A 15230-nucleotide genomic window follows, 5' to 3' on the forward strand; every position below is an offset into this window, starting at 1 on the left:
GTAGATTCACTATTCTATTACCTTTAATTAAATCGGAGAACGAGGTCTATTGACCTCGTTTTTTTTTAACCCAGAATACGCGATAGACCTATTAACGAGAGTAAATGATACAAAACAGCTCTGAATTGATGAAAAAAGCATACTATAGTATGGTTGTATAAAAAATGAAAGCGATGTAAAGTAGAATTTATTCGTAGTATTGGCGAATGCGGAATCTGAGTTTAACTGTCATTTCGTTTTTTCAGGAGTAAAAAGGTGGTAGTTTCTAAAAACAAGTTAAATCTAGACGATGAATTACATTATTTAGTTTGATAAGAAATAATATTTCTTACCTTTGTCGGCTGAAATAAAAATTCAAATCATTTTAAGTTCTTTAGTAGCATGTTAAATCGAAGACACATTCGTATCAAGGTTATGCAGACGCTTTATGCACTGCACCAAAGTAATTCTGACCAAATTCAAACGGGTGAGAAATTTTTAAACCACAGCATGGATAGTATACAAGAGTTGTATTTATTGATGCTAACCCTCCTGATAGAAATTCGAAAAAAAGAAGAAGAATACATCGAGATTTCTCAGAAAAAACATTTAGCTACTTACGAAGAACGCCATCCAAACAAAAAATTTATTGAAAACCAAGTACTCGATTTATTGAGTAATTCTGCTTCTATTAGCAATAAGGTGGAAGAGCGAAGCATGGTGTATTGGCAAAGAAAAGACCATTACGTTCAGTCGATGTTAGATGAGGTTAAAGCAAGTCAGTTGTATAAGGACTACATGAAATCAACAACGCGATCTTTCCAAGAAGATCAAGACTTCATTGTTGATTTATATACAGAAATTATTGCGCCAAATGATAAAATCTATGACTTTTTAGAAGATACAAAATTAACATGGGCAGATGATTTTCCTGTAGTAAATACATTGATTCAAAAGCAATTGAGACAATTGAAAAATAAGGAGCAAGCCTTTTTTGTACCGAAAGTTTTCAAAGATTCAGAAGATAAAGATTTTGCTATGGATTTATTCCGTAGAACATTTTTAAATGGAGCTGAATTAGCTAAAGAATACGATGGTAAAACACCAAATTGGGATATTGAGCGTATTGCAGCGATTGATATTGTGGTATTAAAAATGGCGATTTGCGAGATGTTGCGTTTTTCTTCTATCCCAGTAAAAGTAACAATAAATGAATATTTAGAGGTAGTGAAGGAGTATTCTACACCAAAAAGTAGTATATTTATCAACGGTATTCTTGACGCTATCTCGAAAGAATTAGAAGCTCAAGGCCGATTGAATAAAATTGGAAAAGGACTTTTATAAGACGAATTAACCATAATAACTATAACTGAGATGAAAAAAGTATTGATGTTGTCTTGTGTAGCTTTGCTAACTATGACAGCTTGTAAAAAGAATGAGGCATCAAGTCGTATTAGCGAGGATAATGTGGCAAAAGTTGAACAGGATGCTGTTGATAAACAAAATCAAGGAAGCCCTAAGATGGAGTTTGCAGAACTTGTACATGATTTTGGGACGATTGGAAATAATGAAGCCGTAGAAACAGAATTCGAATTTACGAATACAGGAAATGCAGATTTAGTTATTATTGATGCTCGTGCTACTTGTGGATGTACAGTTCCAGAATACCAAAAAACACCAATTAAGCCAGGAGAAAAATCGAAACTAAAAGTGAGATTTCAAACGGGAGCAGTTGGACAACAACAAAAGACCGTTACTTTAACAACGAATACAGAAAAAGGAGAGGAGTTACTAACGATCAAAGCTAACGTTTCTCCGGCAAACTAATTTTTTAATACTTATATTTTATGGAAGGTATACAACAATTTTTACCTATGATTTTCATCTTTGTTGCGATTTATTTCTTTATGATTCGCCCGCAACAAAAGAAAATGAAACAAGAAAAGACATACGAAGCTAGTTTAAAAGTAGGAGATCGTATTGTAACTAAATCAGGTTTACACGGAAGAATTGCTGAGTTAAATGAATTAACAGTTGTTGTAGAAACAATGGCAGGAAAACTATTAATGGAGCGTTCTGCTATTTCTATGGATATGAGCCAAAAGCTTCAAGATAAGAAATAATTATACGTAGTATAGATAAAAAAAATAGGCATTGCGAAAGCAATGCCTATTTTTTTATTCGATTGAGGTGAAAAATCGTTTTACTTGTGTTGATTTTTTATCCATGTATTTTTAGTCCTTTTTGATGGAATCGAAATATAAAATCAAATCAATTAAACGAGAGGAATATCCAATTTCATTGTCATACCATCCCACCACTTTAACCATGCGATCAAGAACAGAAGTCAGCTGCGCATCGAATAGACAAGAATGTGTATTGCCAATGACATCTACTGAAACAATCGGGTCTTCCGTATAGGCTAAAATTCCTTTTAATTCATTTTCTGCTGCTTCTTTAAAGGCTTGATTGATTTCTTCAATGGTTATTGCGCGTTTAACATAGCACGTAATATCAGTTAGTGATCCATCAGGAACAGGAACTCGAATTCCTCCACCGCCAATTTTTCCTTCATATTCAGGAAATATTTTCGTTAAGGCCTTAGCTGCACCGGTAGTAGTAGGCACAATGGATTGTGCTGCTCCACGGGCTCTTCTCAAGTCTTTATGCGGTTGATCGTGTAAACTTTGATCGGTGGTGTAGGAGTGAACCGTTGTGATATAGGCTTGTTCCATTCCACATAACTTTTTAATGATCTTTACCATAGGAGCTGCATTATTTGTTGTACAGCTCGCATTGGAAACGATGCGTTCTTCTCCTGTTAAAATCTGTTCATTTACCCCAAAAACAATCGTTTTAATTTCATTGTCTTCTGGTGGTACAGATAAAATTACACGTTTTGCTCCTTGTTGAATATGTTCTTCTAATAAGGTTGTTGTTTTGCGTTTTCCCGTTGCTTCCACAACATAGTCAATCTCCAGTTCTGCCCAAGGTAAGTCTGCAATTTCCTTTGAACTAAAATAAGGTATTTTTTGTTGGTTAATGATGAGGTGGTTTTCATCATGGGAAACATCAGCTTGGAAAATACCGTGAATACTATCGTACTTCACTAAATGTGCCATGGTTTGCACATCAGCTAAATCGTTTATAGCGACAACTTCAATGACAGGATGATTGAGCAATAACTTGAATAAATTTCGACCAATACGTCCAAATCCATTAATTGCAACTTTAATTTTTTTCATTGGTTGTAAAAGAAGATGGTCGCCAAGCAGCGACCATCAATATTATAATTATAAAATATGTTTTTGAGCTTTGTATGATGAACGTACAAGTGCACCACTTTCAACGTGTCTGAAACCTAATTCTAATCCGATTTCTTCGTATTTTTTGAATTGTTCAGGTGTGATGAATTCTTTTACAGGTAAGTGTTTTTTACTTGGTTGTAAATATTGACCAATAGTTAAAACATCTAATCCAACGGCTCTTAAATCGTGCATCGTTTGGATTACTTCTTCTTCTGTTTCACCTAAACCTAGCATAATTCCGGACTTGGTGCGTTTAGCGCCATTGTCTTTTAAATATTTTAATACACCTAAACTGCGATCGTATTTGGCTTGAATTCGAACCTCTCTTGTTAAGCGACGAACTGTTTCCATGTTATGGGAAATTACTTCTGGCGCTACTTCTAAGATACGATCCAATAAGCGTTCTTCTCCTTGGAAGTCTGGAATTAGTGTTTCCATTGTTGTTCCTGGACTGATACGACGAACAGCTTTAACGGTCTCTGACCATATAATAGACCCTCCATCTTTTAAATCATCTCGGTCAACACTCGTTAATACGGCGTGTTTGATATTCATTAATTTAATAGAGCGAGCAACTTTGTCTGGTTCATCCCAATCCACTGTTTCTGGACGTCCTGTTTTTACTCCACAGAAACCACATGAACGCGTACAGATATTACCTAAAATCATAAAAGTAGCTGTTCCTTCTCCCCAACATTCTCCCATATTTGGACAACTACCAGAGGTACAAATGGTGTGCAATTTGTATTTGTCAACCAACCCTCTTAATTCAGTATATTTTTTACCTGTAGGCAATTTTACACGTAACCATTTTGGTTTGGCCTGTGGTTGTATATTTTTGTCTAAGATTGTATCCATACTTTCATTTTATCAAAGTACAAATATACTGAAATCTTCTCTTTTATCTTTGGTTTTTTCGGAATTATAAAACTGTGTAGATTCCTTTTATCTACTTGGACTTCTTGTTCTTTTTTGAGGATATTTTTGCTGAAAACGCGCATTTAAAGTCAAAGTAGGTCAGAATTAAATTCATTTACGCATGGTGATGTACGCCCTAATGTGTATTTTTGGGTTTATAAAATAACGCTATGGGAGTATTAAATTGGCTGAAAAAAGATAAGCCACAACCAGAAAAAGAAATGCCAATTACAACAGAGCAAGAGGCTAGTCTTTTATTGGCTATGCCTATGTTTGAAAAAGGAGGTACCTACAGTATTGAGGCTGTATTGCAGCATTTACATGCGGAGTGGGGCTACCAAGTAGAAGGAACAGATTATGACAATACAACTGCTGTATTGACGGTAGAAGGAACGATGTTCGCTATTGCTTTTATGCCAGCGCCAATTCCGACAGAAGACATTCAGAACACAGCTCAATATGCCTATAATTGGGAAAATGTACTTGAGGATGTTCAAGATGTCGATAGTCATGCGATTGTTTCGGTATTAAGTGGTCCGATGGATACGGTAGAAAGACATTTGTTGCTTTCTCGTATCTTGTATGCGATTATCGCAACTACACCAAGTTGTGTTGGCGTATATCAGGGCAGTCAAACCTTGCTCATTCCACGTGCCCAATATTTGGATTATTATGAGGAAATGAAAGAGGGAAAAGTATTGGTTCCGCTATGGGTTTATATTGGTTTGCGCAGTACAGCAGAAGGAAATAGCATTTATACGTATGGTTTAACTGCTTTTGGTAAGCAGGAATTAGAAGTTATCCATTCGCATTTAGAACTAGAAGAATTGTATTCTTTTATTGTGAATATATGTTCCTATGTAATTGGAAGTGATGTTGTGTTTAAACATGGCGAAACGCTAGGATATACGGCAGAACAAAAGATAAATATTACTTCTTCTACAGGTGTATTTGTAGAAGGTGAAACATTGAAGTTAGCGATGTAAGGCATGAAACGCTATTCTTATTGAAGGATAGCGTTTTTCTTTTGCTAGTGGTTCAAATAAAAAAATAGCAAAAGTGTTTTTATTGAAATGGAAGGGAAATGACGATGTAATTTAGAGCCTTTTAATAAAAAGGAATAAATAATATGTAATATTGGTTAAAATTAAAAAATGCCTAGTAAAAAGGTGTTTTTATAACAAAATAATTCAAAGCCTAAAATTAGAATATATTAAAAAATAAAAGGCTTGCTTGGTTAAAAGATGTAGGAAACCTATATTTGGTATTAAATATTTATACAAACTCAAAAGAAATGGAAGATAATCTGAAGTTAACACCAGCAGATAAATGGATTGTAGCGCCCGTAAGTAAATTTATGCGAAAATCTACATCTGGTGGGATTGTGTTGTTCGTGGCCGCTTTGATTGCCATCTTTATGGCTAATTCTGCTTGGGCAGATCAATACACCGCTTTTTGGGAAGAAAATCACATTGCTTTTTCATTTAATGACTTTTCGTTGAATCACTCGTTGAAACATTGGGTGAATGATGGATTGATGGCAATTTTTTTCTTCGTTGTTGGTTTAGAATTGAAAAGAGAGTTAACCACAGGTGAACTATCTTCTCCTAAAAAAGCAATGTTACCTATTATTGCCGCTATTGGAGGAATGGTTGTACCAGCTTCTATTTACGCTATTTTTAACGCAGGAACAGATGCCGCTCATGGATGGGGAATTCCTATGGCAACGGATATTGCTTTTGCATTAGGTGTGCTTTATTTATTAGGTGATAAGGTACCTACTTCTTTAAAAGTTTTCTTAACTGCACTTGCTATTGCAGATGATTTAGGAGCTGTACTCGTAATTGCAATCTTTTATACAGAGCAACTTTCATTGATTAATTTAGGGATTGGATTGGGCTTTTTTGGACTATTGATTATCAGTAATTTATTGGGGATTCGCAATACGATTTACTATGCTATTATTGGAATTGGCGGAATCTGGTTGGCCTTTATGTTATCCGGAGTTCACGCTACTATCGCTGCCGTTTTAGCTGCTTTTGCTATTCCGTCCACTGCTAAAATTCACGAACCGTTCTTCCGCAAAAAGATGAAAGAACTGCAAAATAGATTCAACAGCATCGATCCCAATGATAAGATTCCAACCTTAACAGGAGAGCAAATGGATTGTGTAGAAGAGATGAAGGATTTAGCTACTAATAGTTTACCACCAGCCACTCGATTAGAACACAGCATGCACAATTTTGTAGCCTTCTTTGTGATGCCTGTTTTTGCTTTAGCTAATGCGGCTATTCCAATTAGCACAGGAGGTGGAGAAGGATTGAGTGCAGTAACGCTTGGTGTTGCGCTAGGTTTATTAGTAGGAAAGGTTTTAGGGGTATTTGGATTAACCGCGTTGATTATCAAGTTAGGTGTCGTAAAAATGCCTGCTGGAATGACCTATAAAAACTTGTTTGGACTGGGATTATTAGCCTCTATTGGATTTACCATGTCTTTGTTTGTAACAGAATTAGCTTTTGATATTAATTTGCACCCTGAGTTTCCAGGTCAAGCGAAGTTGGGAATCTTAATTGCTTCTGGTTTAGGAGGGTTGTTAGGATTCATCGTTTTGAGTTTGGCGGGTAAAGCAAAGAAATAATAGGTATACTGCCACAATATTAAAAAAGCCGAAGAGTAATCTTCGGCTTTTTTTATGATTTGAAATTTAGTCTTTCTTTTTCTTAGCTGCACGTTTAGCTTCAACGGCGCGGTTTCTTGGTTTGGTCTTTCTCGGTTTTCTCTTGCCGGGACCACCTAGGTTAACTTTTGTGTTTTTTTCTTTTTTCGCGTGAAAAGCAGCTCCTTTTTCAAGTGGCTTTTTCGCTTTGACTAATTGCTTCGCTTTTAACTTCGATTGTTCAAATTCCATTAATTTGTCTGAAACTTCAACAGCTGAAGGAAGTTCGATTTCTCTCAATTCTTTCTCCATGAGGTCTTCCGCTTCCAATAACATTTCCTCTTCTTTAGGATCTACAATAGAGATGGCAATTCCCGTTTTATCCGCACGTCCTGTACGTCCAATACGGTGAATATATTGCTCTGGAGAATCTGTGAATTGCAAGTTGATGACGTGGCTAATATCAGAAATATCCAATCCACGAGCCATAATATCTGTGGTTACTAATCCTCGTAATTCATTTGCTTGAAACTCCGCCATAGAACGCAAACGGAAGTTTTGTGATTTATTCGAGTGAATAACAGTGAACTCTTCTGGAAATGCTTCCTCCAATCGCTCCATTACCACATCAGCCAAACGTTTGCTGTTAATGAAAATCAATACGCGATTGAAAACTTCTTTGTCATGCAATAAATGCATCAGCAAATTCATTTTGGTATTGAAGTTTGGAACGCGATACAATTGTTGATCAATTTGTTCTAGCGGTGTTCCCGAAGCGGCTAAAGAAACTTCTTCCGGAAAATCAAAAAAGTCTTCCAATACCTCATCTACCTCTTCTGTCATTGTCGCAGAGAACAAAATATTTTGTTTCTTGTTGCGCATCATGGCTAGGATAGAAGTAAGTTGAGTTCTAAATCCTAAGTTTAATATTTCGTCAAATTCGTCAATGACTAGTTTTTGTAAGTTGTCAAAACGCAGGACACCGTCTAGGGCTAAGTCCATCATACGACCTGGTGTTCCAACTAAAATATCAACACCCTCGTAAACAGCCTTGCGCTGTGTATTAATATTGGTTCCCCCATAAACACCTAAAGTGCGAATCGACATATACTGCGTCAGTTTATTTACTTCATCAACAACCTGAACAACTAATTCACGTGTTGGTACAATAATGACAACGCGTGGTGTATCCACATGGGCAAATTTCCATTGTTTTAAAATGGGAAGTAAATAAGCATAAGTTTTACCCGTACCTGTTTGGGCAATCCCCATCACATCTCTTCCTGATAAAATAACAGGAAATGATTTGGATTGAATTGGTGTTGGCGTAGTAATTTGAAGCTCATCTAGGGCTTTTTGTAAAGCTTTCGGTAGATTAAATTGCTCGAAAGTATGCATAAAATATCTTATTTGGACAAAGATACGTTTTTTTATGCTTGTAGGAAGTATTGGAATTAAATTGGATAAAAGACAAGTCTATAAATTACAAAATCTTTTTGATTACGCGTAATTTATGCGTGTGTTTTCCTGAATCTACATTGTAAATACCCAAATGATCTAAACGATCAATACGCACTTTACCATGCGCGTGAATGATGTAATTGTTTTCCATGATAATGCCAACATGGATAATATTTCCTTCAGCATTGTCAAAAAAGGCTAAGTCTCCAGCTTCACTTTCTTCAATAAAACTCAGGGCTTCTCCTATTGTTGCTTGTTGAGAGGCATCACGAGGAATAACATGACCATTGATTTTATAGACCATCTGTGTAAAACCAGAACAGTCTATACCAAAAGGTGTTTTTCCTCCCCATAGGTAAGGGGCATTTAAGTACATAAAGGCCGTTTTTACGAACTGACTTTTGGTGAAAGTTCCAGTAATTGAGCGTCCTTCAAAGGCAAATTTAAGCGGGTTAGTCGCAGCGTGTTTCAAAACGTTGAGGTTACTACCCAACGGAATAGACATCAGTTGATTGTCTGAGGAATGTAGAAACTCTACAAAGTCTCCTGCATAAATAGGTGCTGTTTGATTTAGCGTATCATATTCATTCTTAGTGATGATTTGATATTGCTTGTTATCCACCCATCCTTGGTATTGGTCAAAAGCCAATTCAATTTTAGACCATTTCTCTGTTTGTTCTAGTATTGTAAACAATTCTCCGAATAGCAGTTGGGATACCAATTCGCTTTTATCGCTAGGTTCTGCGCGTAGGGGAACAATCGAAAGATTACAATAGGCAAATGTCATAGAGGGTCTTTTTATTAAAGTGCAAAAATAAAGATGAGTTTGAAGAAATCAAACCCATCTTTTATTAATATTTGTACAACTAGTTGAATTAAGCTCTTTCAATTACAATAGCAGAAGCACCACCACCACCATTACAGATAGCTGCAGCACCAATTTTAGCTTTGTTTTGTTCTAATACGCTTAATAAAGTAACAACGATACGCGCTCCTGAACATCCTAATGGGTGTCCTAAAGAAACAGCTCCACCGTTTACGTTGATTTTGTCTGTATCTAATTCTAAAAGCTTAGCATTAGCTAAACCTACAACAGAGAAAGCTTCGTTAAATTCGAAGAAATCAACATCTGAAAGCGCTAAATTTGCTTTTTTCAATGCGATTGGCAATGCTTTTGCAGGTGCAGTTGTAAACCAAATTGGCTCTTGTGCAGCATCAGCATAACTTCTGATATAAGCTAAAGGTTTTAAACCTAAGTCTTTTGCTTTTTCTTCACTCATCAATACCACAGCAGCAGCTCCATCATTGATTGTTGATGCATTGGCAGCAGTAACCGTTCCTTCTTTTGTGAAAGCTGGGCGCAATTCTGCGATTTTTTCTAATTTTACGTTTGAATACTCTTCGTCTTTTGAAACGATGATTGGTTCACCTCTTCTTTGAGGAACTTCTACAGGAACGATTTCCATATCGAATTTTCCTTCTTCCCAAGCTTTAGCTGAACGCTTGTATGATTGGATAGCGAAAGCATCTTGTTCTTCTCTTGAAATGTTGTGTACTTTTGCTGTGTTGTCTGCAGCAACACCCATTGCTTGGTTGTCATAAGCATCAACAAGACCGTCATTTTGCAATCCGTCAACTAATGTTGTAGGACCAAATTTTTGTCCATTTCTCATGTGTACATAATGTGGAATTAAACTCATGTTTTCCATTCCACCAGCAACAACTACCTCAGCATCTCCAGACATAATCGCTTGAGCTCCTTGCATGATCGCTTTCATTCCTGAAGCACAAACTTTATTTACTGTAGTACAAGGAACATTACTGCTTAATCCAGCGTAAATAGCCGCTTGACGAGCTGGTGCTTGTCCAACACCTGCTTGAACAACGTTACCCATTAATACTTCGTCAACTAAATTTACGTCTAAATTAATTTTATCAATAGCGCCTTTAATTGCAACAGCTCCTAATTTTGTTGCAGGAACTGTAGATAATGAACCTAAGAAGCTACCGATTGGTGTTCTAGCAGCAGATACAATTACTACTCTTTTACTCATAATAAATAGTGTTTATCAACCCTGTACTAATGATTATTTTGAACCAAGTTAATAGATAGACAACGGATGCAGAGCATCACTTGTTGTTTTAGGCTTGTAGCAAAATAGTGTCGTGTTCTAGGATATTAGTTAGATATTTTTTGATTCAATGTTAAGGACAAATATACGTTATAAATTTATTTGGCAGAATTGTAGGGGGAAATAATCCGTGATATTAACATTAATCTGGAGAAAGGGAGTATTTTAATTGGATATTTAATTAAAAAAAAGACGGATAGTGGAGGGGAGTATGGTGAGAAAACAGGGGTTTTGGGAGAATTTACTTTTTTATTCAAAAAATAAATAAAAAAAAAGAAGGCTGTATCTACTTGATAGATAATTGATTTGTTGATTGGGCTTGTTTTTTTTAGTTTTTTCTCGTTGAAATATTTGGAAACAACGAAAACTCGTGCTACTTTTGCATCCGCAATACAGAAGATAACTCTTCTTTAAAGCAACGGAGAGGTGCCGGAGTGGTAACGGAGCAGATTGCTAATCTGTCGACTGGTAACGGTCGCCAGGGTTCGAGTCCCTGTCTCTCCGCTTATTCGGGGTGTAGCGTAGCCCGGTCATCGCGCCTGGTTTGGGACCAGGAGGTCGCAGGTTCGAATCCTGCCACCCCGACCACTACAAAGTAGTGTAGGGTCCAATAGCTCAGCTGGATAGAGCAACTGCCTTCTAAGCAGTAGGTCTCAGGTTCGAATCCTGATTGGATCACGAAAAAGTCTTAACGAAAGTTAGGACTTTTTTTGTTTTACCACCTTTCAAATCAGAAAAAGGGAATCAAGTACAAAACTTGGGGGACAGTATAAAAAGAGTATTTTTTTTAAAAGTAGACTTTCCAGTTCTTATGTTACCCTGAAAAATAAAAAAATCTCTTCCATTTTTGTCATCCCGACGAAGGAAGGAGAATGGGCACATCCTATCAATCATTTTTTATTTAACGTCTACTAAGCGAAAAGTTTAGTCAATCTAAAGAGGAAGAAGGCTTTATCTCTAATTGCTATATGCTTCATTCTAAAGTATTTAGTTTTTGTATTAAGGAATTCAACCGCTGTATAGGTACTTTTCTGCTTGAAGCCATGGGGATATTAAAAATTATCTTGTAGATGTAAAAACTAAAAAGGAGTTGTGTATTAGTTTAATTAACTTATTTTTGCATTTAATTATGTTTAATTTTTTATAAAAATATGGTAAAAAAATAATTTATTTACTAATACCCTTGTTTGTTATGAGTTGTTCTTTTGAAGATGATCAAATTGACACCCTTCAAAAAACAAAGACAACGAATAGTGTAAAAGCATATAGTTTTACCAAAGAACAAGCGCATCGTTATGCTCAAATAGCGAATGATTTTGCGGTTGTTCATATGGATGATATTTTGGGAAAGGCTTATTTCAATGCTAAAACACCTCCTTTATTTGAATTTTTTTATTACGTTTCCAAAATTGGAGATAAGGAGTATATTGCGTTATTTCTGCATGAAAAACCTTCCACAATGTACGAGTTAGATGAAGTTGTAGCGAAGGGATATACCAATGTTATTTTTGAGATTAATTCCAAAGAAGACAACTTATATTTTCCACATGTAATTAAGATTTATCCTGCTTATGATTATCTTACAGCCAAAATAAAAAAACAAAGCCTTAAAGAAGGGGATGAGTTAGACATTCGATATTTAGTAAATATGGATGATTTCTATGGAGATGAGGTGTATTTCGAAGCATCGGAAAGGCGGTTACTACAAGCGGAAGACTTGATTGAAGAAAAAGGATTGAGAGCAGTAAATAAGAGCACAAGAGAGGTAACTAAAAAGAATAAATGGCTGCCTGAAATTATTATTACAAAATATCCTCTAGGACATCCTCCACAACCCGATGGTTCCAGCCCTGTTCCACCTAGACCTAGTTGGGGTGACAGTAAATACAGCGGTAATCCAAATGGTATACCACCTACAGGTGGTGGCAATGGCGGCGGTGGGTTTGATTTTTCACGCCCAGGAGGAAAACTGATTATACAAGATCCTTTAACACCAGAAGAGGAAAAATGGAAAAAAATAAAGAATGGAGAAACAATTATGGCGGATGTAAAAATTCAAACTGGAACAAAGCAATTATGGGATGTTGCAATGAATAAATTTACTAGAAATAAGGAACGACAAGAATTGGGATTTTTTATCTTTTACAGTGCGACATCAGGCGAATATTACCCAGGTCATGTACAACGCGGACCAATAATCACAGATCCAAGTGAACGTGCTTATTTACCGATTGCCGACTATACATTAAATCCTACACCCGATATGCCTGCTGATGCTGTAATGGTGGCTTGGTATCATCATCACACCGTTATTGGAGAAGAAGGGATTACGAGAAAAGCAGGTCCTTCGGTTGAGGATATAAGAATTGGACAATCTTATGGTGTAACCGTAATTGTCAAAGATTTTGAGGGTGTTTATGATGAGAGTAGAGGAGAGAATGTTATACAATACAGTGATAATCCTCAAAATCAAAACACAGAATTTTATTATCACCATTTAAACTAATACTTATGAAAAAATTACTCCTATTACTTTTGTTTTTTATATCTATCTCCTCCATCAATGCGCAAGAAATTGATTTAAAAACCATGACACGGGCGGACAGAATTCGCTATGTTTCTCAAGAAGGAACTAGAGCGTTAGATCAACATCTTCACGAGTTCATGAAAAAACTATATGGCAACCCCAATATTATGCGTCCAGGCTATTCAGCCTATGCTGGTAGTTATAAGGAAATACTGATAAGAGATGAGAAAGCCGTACAGTCCTTAACTGAACAATATGGAAAGTTTGTAACGGATTATACCTTTAAAAAAAACGATTATATCTGCCGAATTAGTTTTGTTGCCAATCAACGTGTTTGGAAGCCTTTACTGTATGATGTTGTCATTTTGAATAATGGAAAGGCATTGAGTATTATGATTTTGAACGAGGGTTATTCAAAAGTTATTTATGCTAAAGATTAATTTTATCTTTAGTATATGAGCTGTATGCTTTATTACGTACAAAAATGAAAAAATTACTCACATTACTTCTATTTTTTATGTCTTTCTCGTCCATCAATGCGCAAGAAATTGATTTAAAATCCATGACACGGGCGGATAGAATTCGTTATATTTCTCAAGAGGCAACCAGAGCCTTAGATCAACATCTTCACGAGTTTATGAAAAAAATGTATGGCAACCCTAATATTATGCGTCCAGGTTATTCAGCCTATGCTGGTAGTTACAAAGAAATATTAATAAGAGATGAGAAAGCCGTACAGTCCTTAACTGAAAAATATGGAAAGTTTGTAACGGATTATACCTTTAAAAAAAATGATTACATCTGTAACATTAGCTTTGTTGCCAATCAACGTGTTTGGAAGCCTTTACTGTATGATGTTGTTATTTTGAATAATGGAAAGGCGTTGAGTATTATGGTTTTAGATGTTGGGGAATCACAAGTTATTTATCATAAATAATAGTTTAACGTAAAGGAAAATAGTTGTAGTTTACAATCTGTTTACTTCATATTGCATTTGAAATTGGAGCATTTGGGCGAGATAGATAAGGGAGGCTGAAATTGAAGTGAAACATTTTACCTTTTATTACGTACAAAAATGAAAAAATTACTCCTATTACTTTTATTTTTTATGTCTATCTTGTCCATCAATGCGCAAGAAATTGATTTAAAAGCCATGACACGGGCGGACAGAATTCGCTATGTTTCTCAAGTAGCAACCAGAGCCTTAGATCAACATCTCCATGAGTTCTTGAAAAAATTATATGGCAACCCTAATATTATGCGTCCGGGTTATTCAGCCTATTCAGGTAGTTTTAAACAAAGTTTGATAAAAGATGATGAAGCAGCTAGTTCTTTAACTAAACTTTACGGTGATTTTGTAACGGATTATACCTTTAAAAAAAATGATTATGTTTATGGTATTAGTTTTGTCGCCAATCAGCGTGTTTGGAACCCCTTATTGTATCGAGTTACGATACTTAACAATGGGAAGGCGCTTAAAATCACTGTTCTAAGTGTTGGGGAATCACAAGTTATTTATCATAAATAATAGTTTAACGTAAAGGAAAATAGTTGTAGTTTACAATCTGTTTACTTCATATTGCATTTGAAATTGGAGCATTTGGGCGAGATAGATAAGGGAGGCTGAAATTGAAGTGAAACATTTTACCTTTTATTACGTACAAAAATGAAAAAATTACTCCTATTACTTTTATTTTTTATGTCTATCTTGTCCATCAATGCGCAAGAAATTGATTTAAAAGCCATGACACGGGCGGACAGAATTCGCTATGTTTCTCAAGTAGCAACCAGAGCCTTAGATCAACATCTCCATGAGTTCTTGAAAAAATTATATGGCAACCCTAATATTATGCGTCCGGGTTATTCAGCCTATTCAGGTAGTTTTAAACAAAGTTTGATAAAAGATGATGAAGCAGCTAGTTCTTTAACTAAACTTTACGGTGATTTTGTAACGGATTATACCTTTAAAAAAAATGATTATGTTTATGGTATTAGTTTTGTCGCCAATCAGCGTGTTTGGAACCCCTTATTGTATCGAGTTACGATACTTAACAATGGGAAGGCGCTTAAAATCACTGTTCTAAGTGTTGGGGAATCACAAGTTATTTATCATAAATAATAGTTTAACGTAAAGGAAAATAGTTGTAGTTTACAATCTGTTTACTTCTTATTGCATTTGAAATTGGAACATTTGGGTGAGATAGATAAGGGGGGCTGAAATTGAACTGAAACATTTTTTTTTATTACGC

15 protein-coding genes and 3 tRNA genes are annotated in these 15230 nt (G+C 35.7%); 13 read left to right on the plus strand and 5 right to left on the minus strand.

Annotated elements, in window-relative coordinates; all coding sequences use genetic code 11:
• Nucleotides 1-381 precede the first annotated feature (381 nt).
• From nusB to yajC, 3 genes are read left to right on the plus strand one after another with little or no spacing between them, the layout of a single operon-like run.
• Nucleotides 382-1323: a transcription antitermination factor NusB gene (gene nusB / locus AWV75_RS14280; protein WP_060875014.1), complete on the plus strand. Its 942-nt coding sequence runs from the start codon at nucleotides 382-384 to the stop codon at nucleotides 1321-1323.
• 30 nt (nucleotides 1324-1353) lie between these two features.
• Nucleotides 1354-1806 carry a DUF1573 domain-containing protein gene (locus tag AWV75_RS14285; RefSeq protein ID WP_060875015.1) on the plus strand — a complete coding sequence of 151 codons (453 nt, stop codon included), beginning with the start codon at nucleotides 1354-1356 and terminating at the stop codon, nucleotides 1804-1806.
• A gap of 20 nt (nucleotides 1807-1826) precedes the next feature.
• Nucleotides 1827-2102 (plus strand): preprotein translocase subunit YajC, encoded by a 276-nt coding sequence (gene yajC, locus AWV75_RS14290; protein ID WP_060875016.1) that lies wholly within the window; start codon nucleotides 1827-1829, stop codon nucleotides 2100-2102.
• A gap of 111 nt (nucleotides 2103-2213) precedes the next feature.
• Here the strand turns inward: yajC and gap are convergent, their stop codons facing one another.
• Both gap and lipA read right to left on the minus strand, forming a co-directional pair.
• The gene (gene gap, locus AWV75_RS14295) at nucleotides 2214-3224 is read right to left on the minus strand and encodes a type I glyceraldehyde-3-phosphate dehydrogenase (protein WP_060875017.1); all 1011 of its coding nucleotides are present in this window, start codon (nucleotides 3222-3224) and stop codon (nucleotides 2214-2216) included.
• A 48-nt stretch (nucleotides 3225-3272) separates the two neighbouring features.
• Complete coding sequence (gene lipA, locus AWV75_RS14300) at nucleotides 3273-4145, minus strand: lipoyl synthase (protein ID WP_002990415.1); 873 nt, start codon at nucleotides 4143-4145, stop codon at nucleotides 3273-3275.
• Between the two features lie 230 nt (nucleotides 4146-4375).
• On the opposite strand from lipA, the gene AWV75_RS14305 reads away from it, so the two are divergent.
• Both AWV75_RS14305 and nhaA read left to right on the plus strand, forming a co-directional pair.
• A complete protein-coding gene (locus AWV75_RS14305; RefSeq protein WP_060875018.1) occupies nucleotides 4376-5191 on the plus strand; it encodes a DUF4261 domain-containing protein in 816 nt (271 codons plus the stop codon).
• Nucleotides 5192-5499: 308 nt separating this feature from the next.
• Nucleotides 5500-6843, plus strand: coding sequence for a Na+/H+ antiporter NhaA (gene nhaA, locus AWV75_RS14310; protein WP_060875019.1), 1344 nt, complete (start codon nucleotides 5500-5502; stop codon nucleotides 6841-6843).
• A gap of 66 nt (nucleotides 6844-6909) precedes the next feature.
• Here the strand turns inward: nhaA and AWV75_RS14315 are convergent, their stop codons facing one another.
• The 3 genes from AWV75_RS14315 to AWV75_RS14325 all read right to left on the minus strand — a co-directional run bounded on the left by AWV75_RS14315 (nucleotide 6910) and on the right by AWV75_RS14325 (nucleotide 10376).
• Nucleotides 6910-8259 (minus strand): DEAD/DEAH box helicase, encoded by a 1350-nt coding sequence (locus tag AWV75_RS14315; protein WP_060875020.1) that lies wholly within the window; start codon nucleotides 8257-8259, stop codon nucleotides 6910-6912.
• An 85-nt stretch (nucleotides 8260-8344) separates the two neighbouring features.
• Nucleotides 8345-9109 carry a C40 family peptidase gene (locus AWV75_RS14320; RefSeq protein ID WP_060875021.1) on the minus strand — a complete coding sequence of 255 codons (765 nt, stop codon included), beginning with the start codon at nucleotides 9107-9109 and terminating at the stop codon, nucleotides 8345-8347.
• Between the two features lie 88 nt (nucleotides 9110-9197).
• Nucleotides 9198-10376 carry an acetyl-CoA C-acyltransferase gene (locus AWV75_RS14325; protein ID WP_060875022.1) on the minus strand — a complete coding sequence of 393 codons (1179 nt, stop codon included), beginning with the start codon at nucleotides 10374-10376 and terminating at the stop codon, nucleotides 9198-9200.
• A gap of 498 nt (nucleotides 10377-10874) precedes the next feature.
• Here AWV75_RS14325 and AWV75_RS14330 point away from each other — a divergent pair.
• The 8 genes from AWV75_RS14330 to AWV75_RS14365 all read left to right on the plus strand — a co-directional run bounded on the left by AWV75_RS14330 (nucleotide 10875) and on the right by AWV75_RS14365 (nucleotide 15100).
• Nucleotides 10875-10958: transfer RNA gene (locus tag AWV75_RS14330), tRNA-Ser, on the plus strand.
• A 6-nt stretch (nucleotides 10959-10964) separates the two neighbouring features.
• Nucleotides 10965-11042 (plus strand) — tRNA-Pro (locus AWV75_RS14335).
• 16 nt (nucleotides 11043-11058) lie between these two features.
• Nucleotides 11059-11132 (plus strand) — tRNA-Arg (locus AWV75_RS14340).
• A 514-nt stretch (nucleotides 11133-11646) separates the two neighbouring features.
• Nucleotides 11647-12960, plus strand: coding sequence for a hypothetical protein (locus AWV75_RS14345; protein WP_060875023.1), 1314 nt, complete (start codon nucleotides 11647-11649; stop codon nucleotides 12958-12960).
• A gap of 5 nt (nucleotides 12961-12965) precedes the next feature.
• Entirely contained in the window at nucleotides 12966-13421 is a 456-nt protein-coding gene (locus tag AWV75_RS14350; protein ID WP_060875024.1) for a hypothetical protein, read from the plus strand.
• Nucleotides 13422-13465: 44 nt separating this feature from the next.
• A complete protein-coding gene (locus AWV75_RS14355) occupies nucleotides 13466-13918 on the plus strand; it encodes a hypothetical protein (protein ID WP_156424206.1) in 453 nt (150 codons plus the stop codon).
• 138 nt (nucleotides 13919-14056) lie between these two features.
• Nucleotides 14057-14509, plus strand: a complete 453-nt coding sequence (locus tag AWV75_RS14360; RefSeq protein ID WP_060875026.1) for a hypothetical protein — start codon at nucleotides 14057-14059, stop codon at nucleotides 14507-14509.
• 138 nt (nucleotides 14510-14647) lie between these two features.
• The gene (locus AWV75_RS14365; protein WP_060875026.1) at nucleotides 14648-15100 is read left to right on the plus strand and encodes a hypothetical protein; all 453 of its coding nucleotides are present in this window, start codon (nucleotides 14648-14650) and stop codon (nucleotides 15098-15100) included.
• Nucleotides 15101-15230 lie beyond the last annotated feature (130 nt).

It is taken from the genome of Myroides odoratus, assembly GCF_001549985.1.
Classification (GTDB): Bacteria; Bacteroidota; Bacteroidia; order Flavobacteriales; family Flavobacteriaceae; genus Flavobacterium; species Flavobacterium odoratum_A.

Bases quoted from the DNA above. Each gene is read 5' to 3' on its own strand.
- AWV75_RS14320 (WP_060875021.1), bottom strand. From the start codon at position 9,109: ATGACATTTGCCTATTGTAATCTTTCGATTGTTCCCCTACGCGCAGAA.
- AWV75_RS14350 (WP_060875024.1), top strand. From the start codon at position 12,966: ATGAAAAAATTACTCCTATTACTTTTGTTTTTTATATCTATCTCCTCC.
- nusB (WP_060875014.1), top strand. From the start codon at position 382: ATGTTAAATCGAAGACACATTCGTATCAAGGTTATGCAGACGCTTTAT.
- AWV75_RS14285 (WP_060875015.1), top strand. From the start codon at position 1,354: ATGAAAAAAGTATTGATGTTGTCTTGTGTAGCTTTGCTAACTATGACA.
- yajC (WP_060875016.1), top strand. From the start codon at position 1,827: ATGGAAGGTATACAACAATTTTTACCTATGATTTTCATCTTTGTTGCG.
- AWV75_RS14360 (WP_060875026.1), top strand. From the start codon at position 14,057: ATGAAAAAATTACTCCTATTACTTTTATTTTTTATGTCTATCTTGTCC.
- AWV75_RS14355 (WP_156424206.1), top strand. From the start codon at position 13,466: ATGAAAAAATTACTCACATTACTTCTATTTTTTATGTCTTTCTCGTCC.
- AWV75_RS14315 (WP_060875020.1), bottom strand. From the start codon at position 8,259: ATGCATACTTTCGAGCAATTTAATCTACCGAAAGCTTTACAAAAAGCC.
- AWV75_RS14325 (WP_060875022.1), bottom strand. From the start codon at position 10,376: ATGAGTAAAAGAGTAGTAATTGTATCTGCTGCTAGAACACCAATCGGT.
- AWV75_RS14345 (WP_060875023.1), top strand. From the start codon at position 11,647: ATGAGTTGTTCTTTTGAAGATGATCAAATTGACACCCTTCAAAAAACA.
- gap (WP_060875017.1), bottom strand. From the start codon at position 3,224: ATGAAAAAAATTAAAGTTGCAATTAATGGATTTGGACGTATTGGTCGA.
- lipA (WP_002990415.1), bottom strand. From the start codon at position 4,145: ATGGATACAATCTTAGACAAAAATATACAACCACAGGCCAAACCAAAA.
- AWV75_RS14365 (WP_060875026.1), top strand. From the start codon at position 14,648: ATGAAAAAATTACTCCTATTACTTTTATTTTTTATGTCTATCTTGTCC.
- nhaA (WP_060875019.1), top strand. From the start codon at position 5,500: ATGGAAGATAATCTGAAGTTAACACCAGCAGATAAATGGATTGTAGCG.
- AWV75_RS14305 (WP_060875018.1), top strand. From the start codon at position 4,376: ATGGGAGTATTAAATTGGCTGAAAAAAGATAAGCCACAACCAGAAAAA.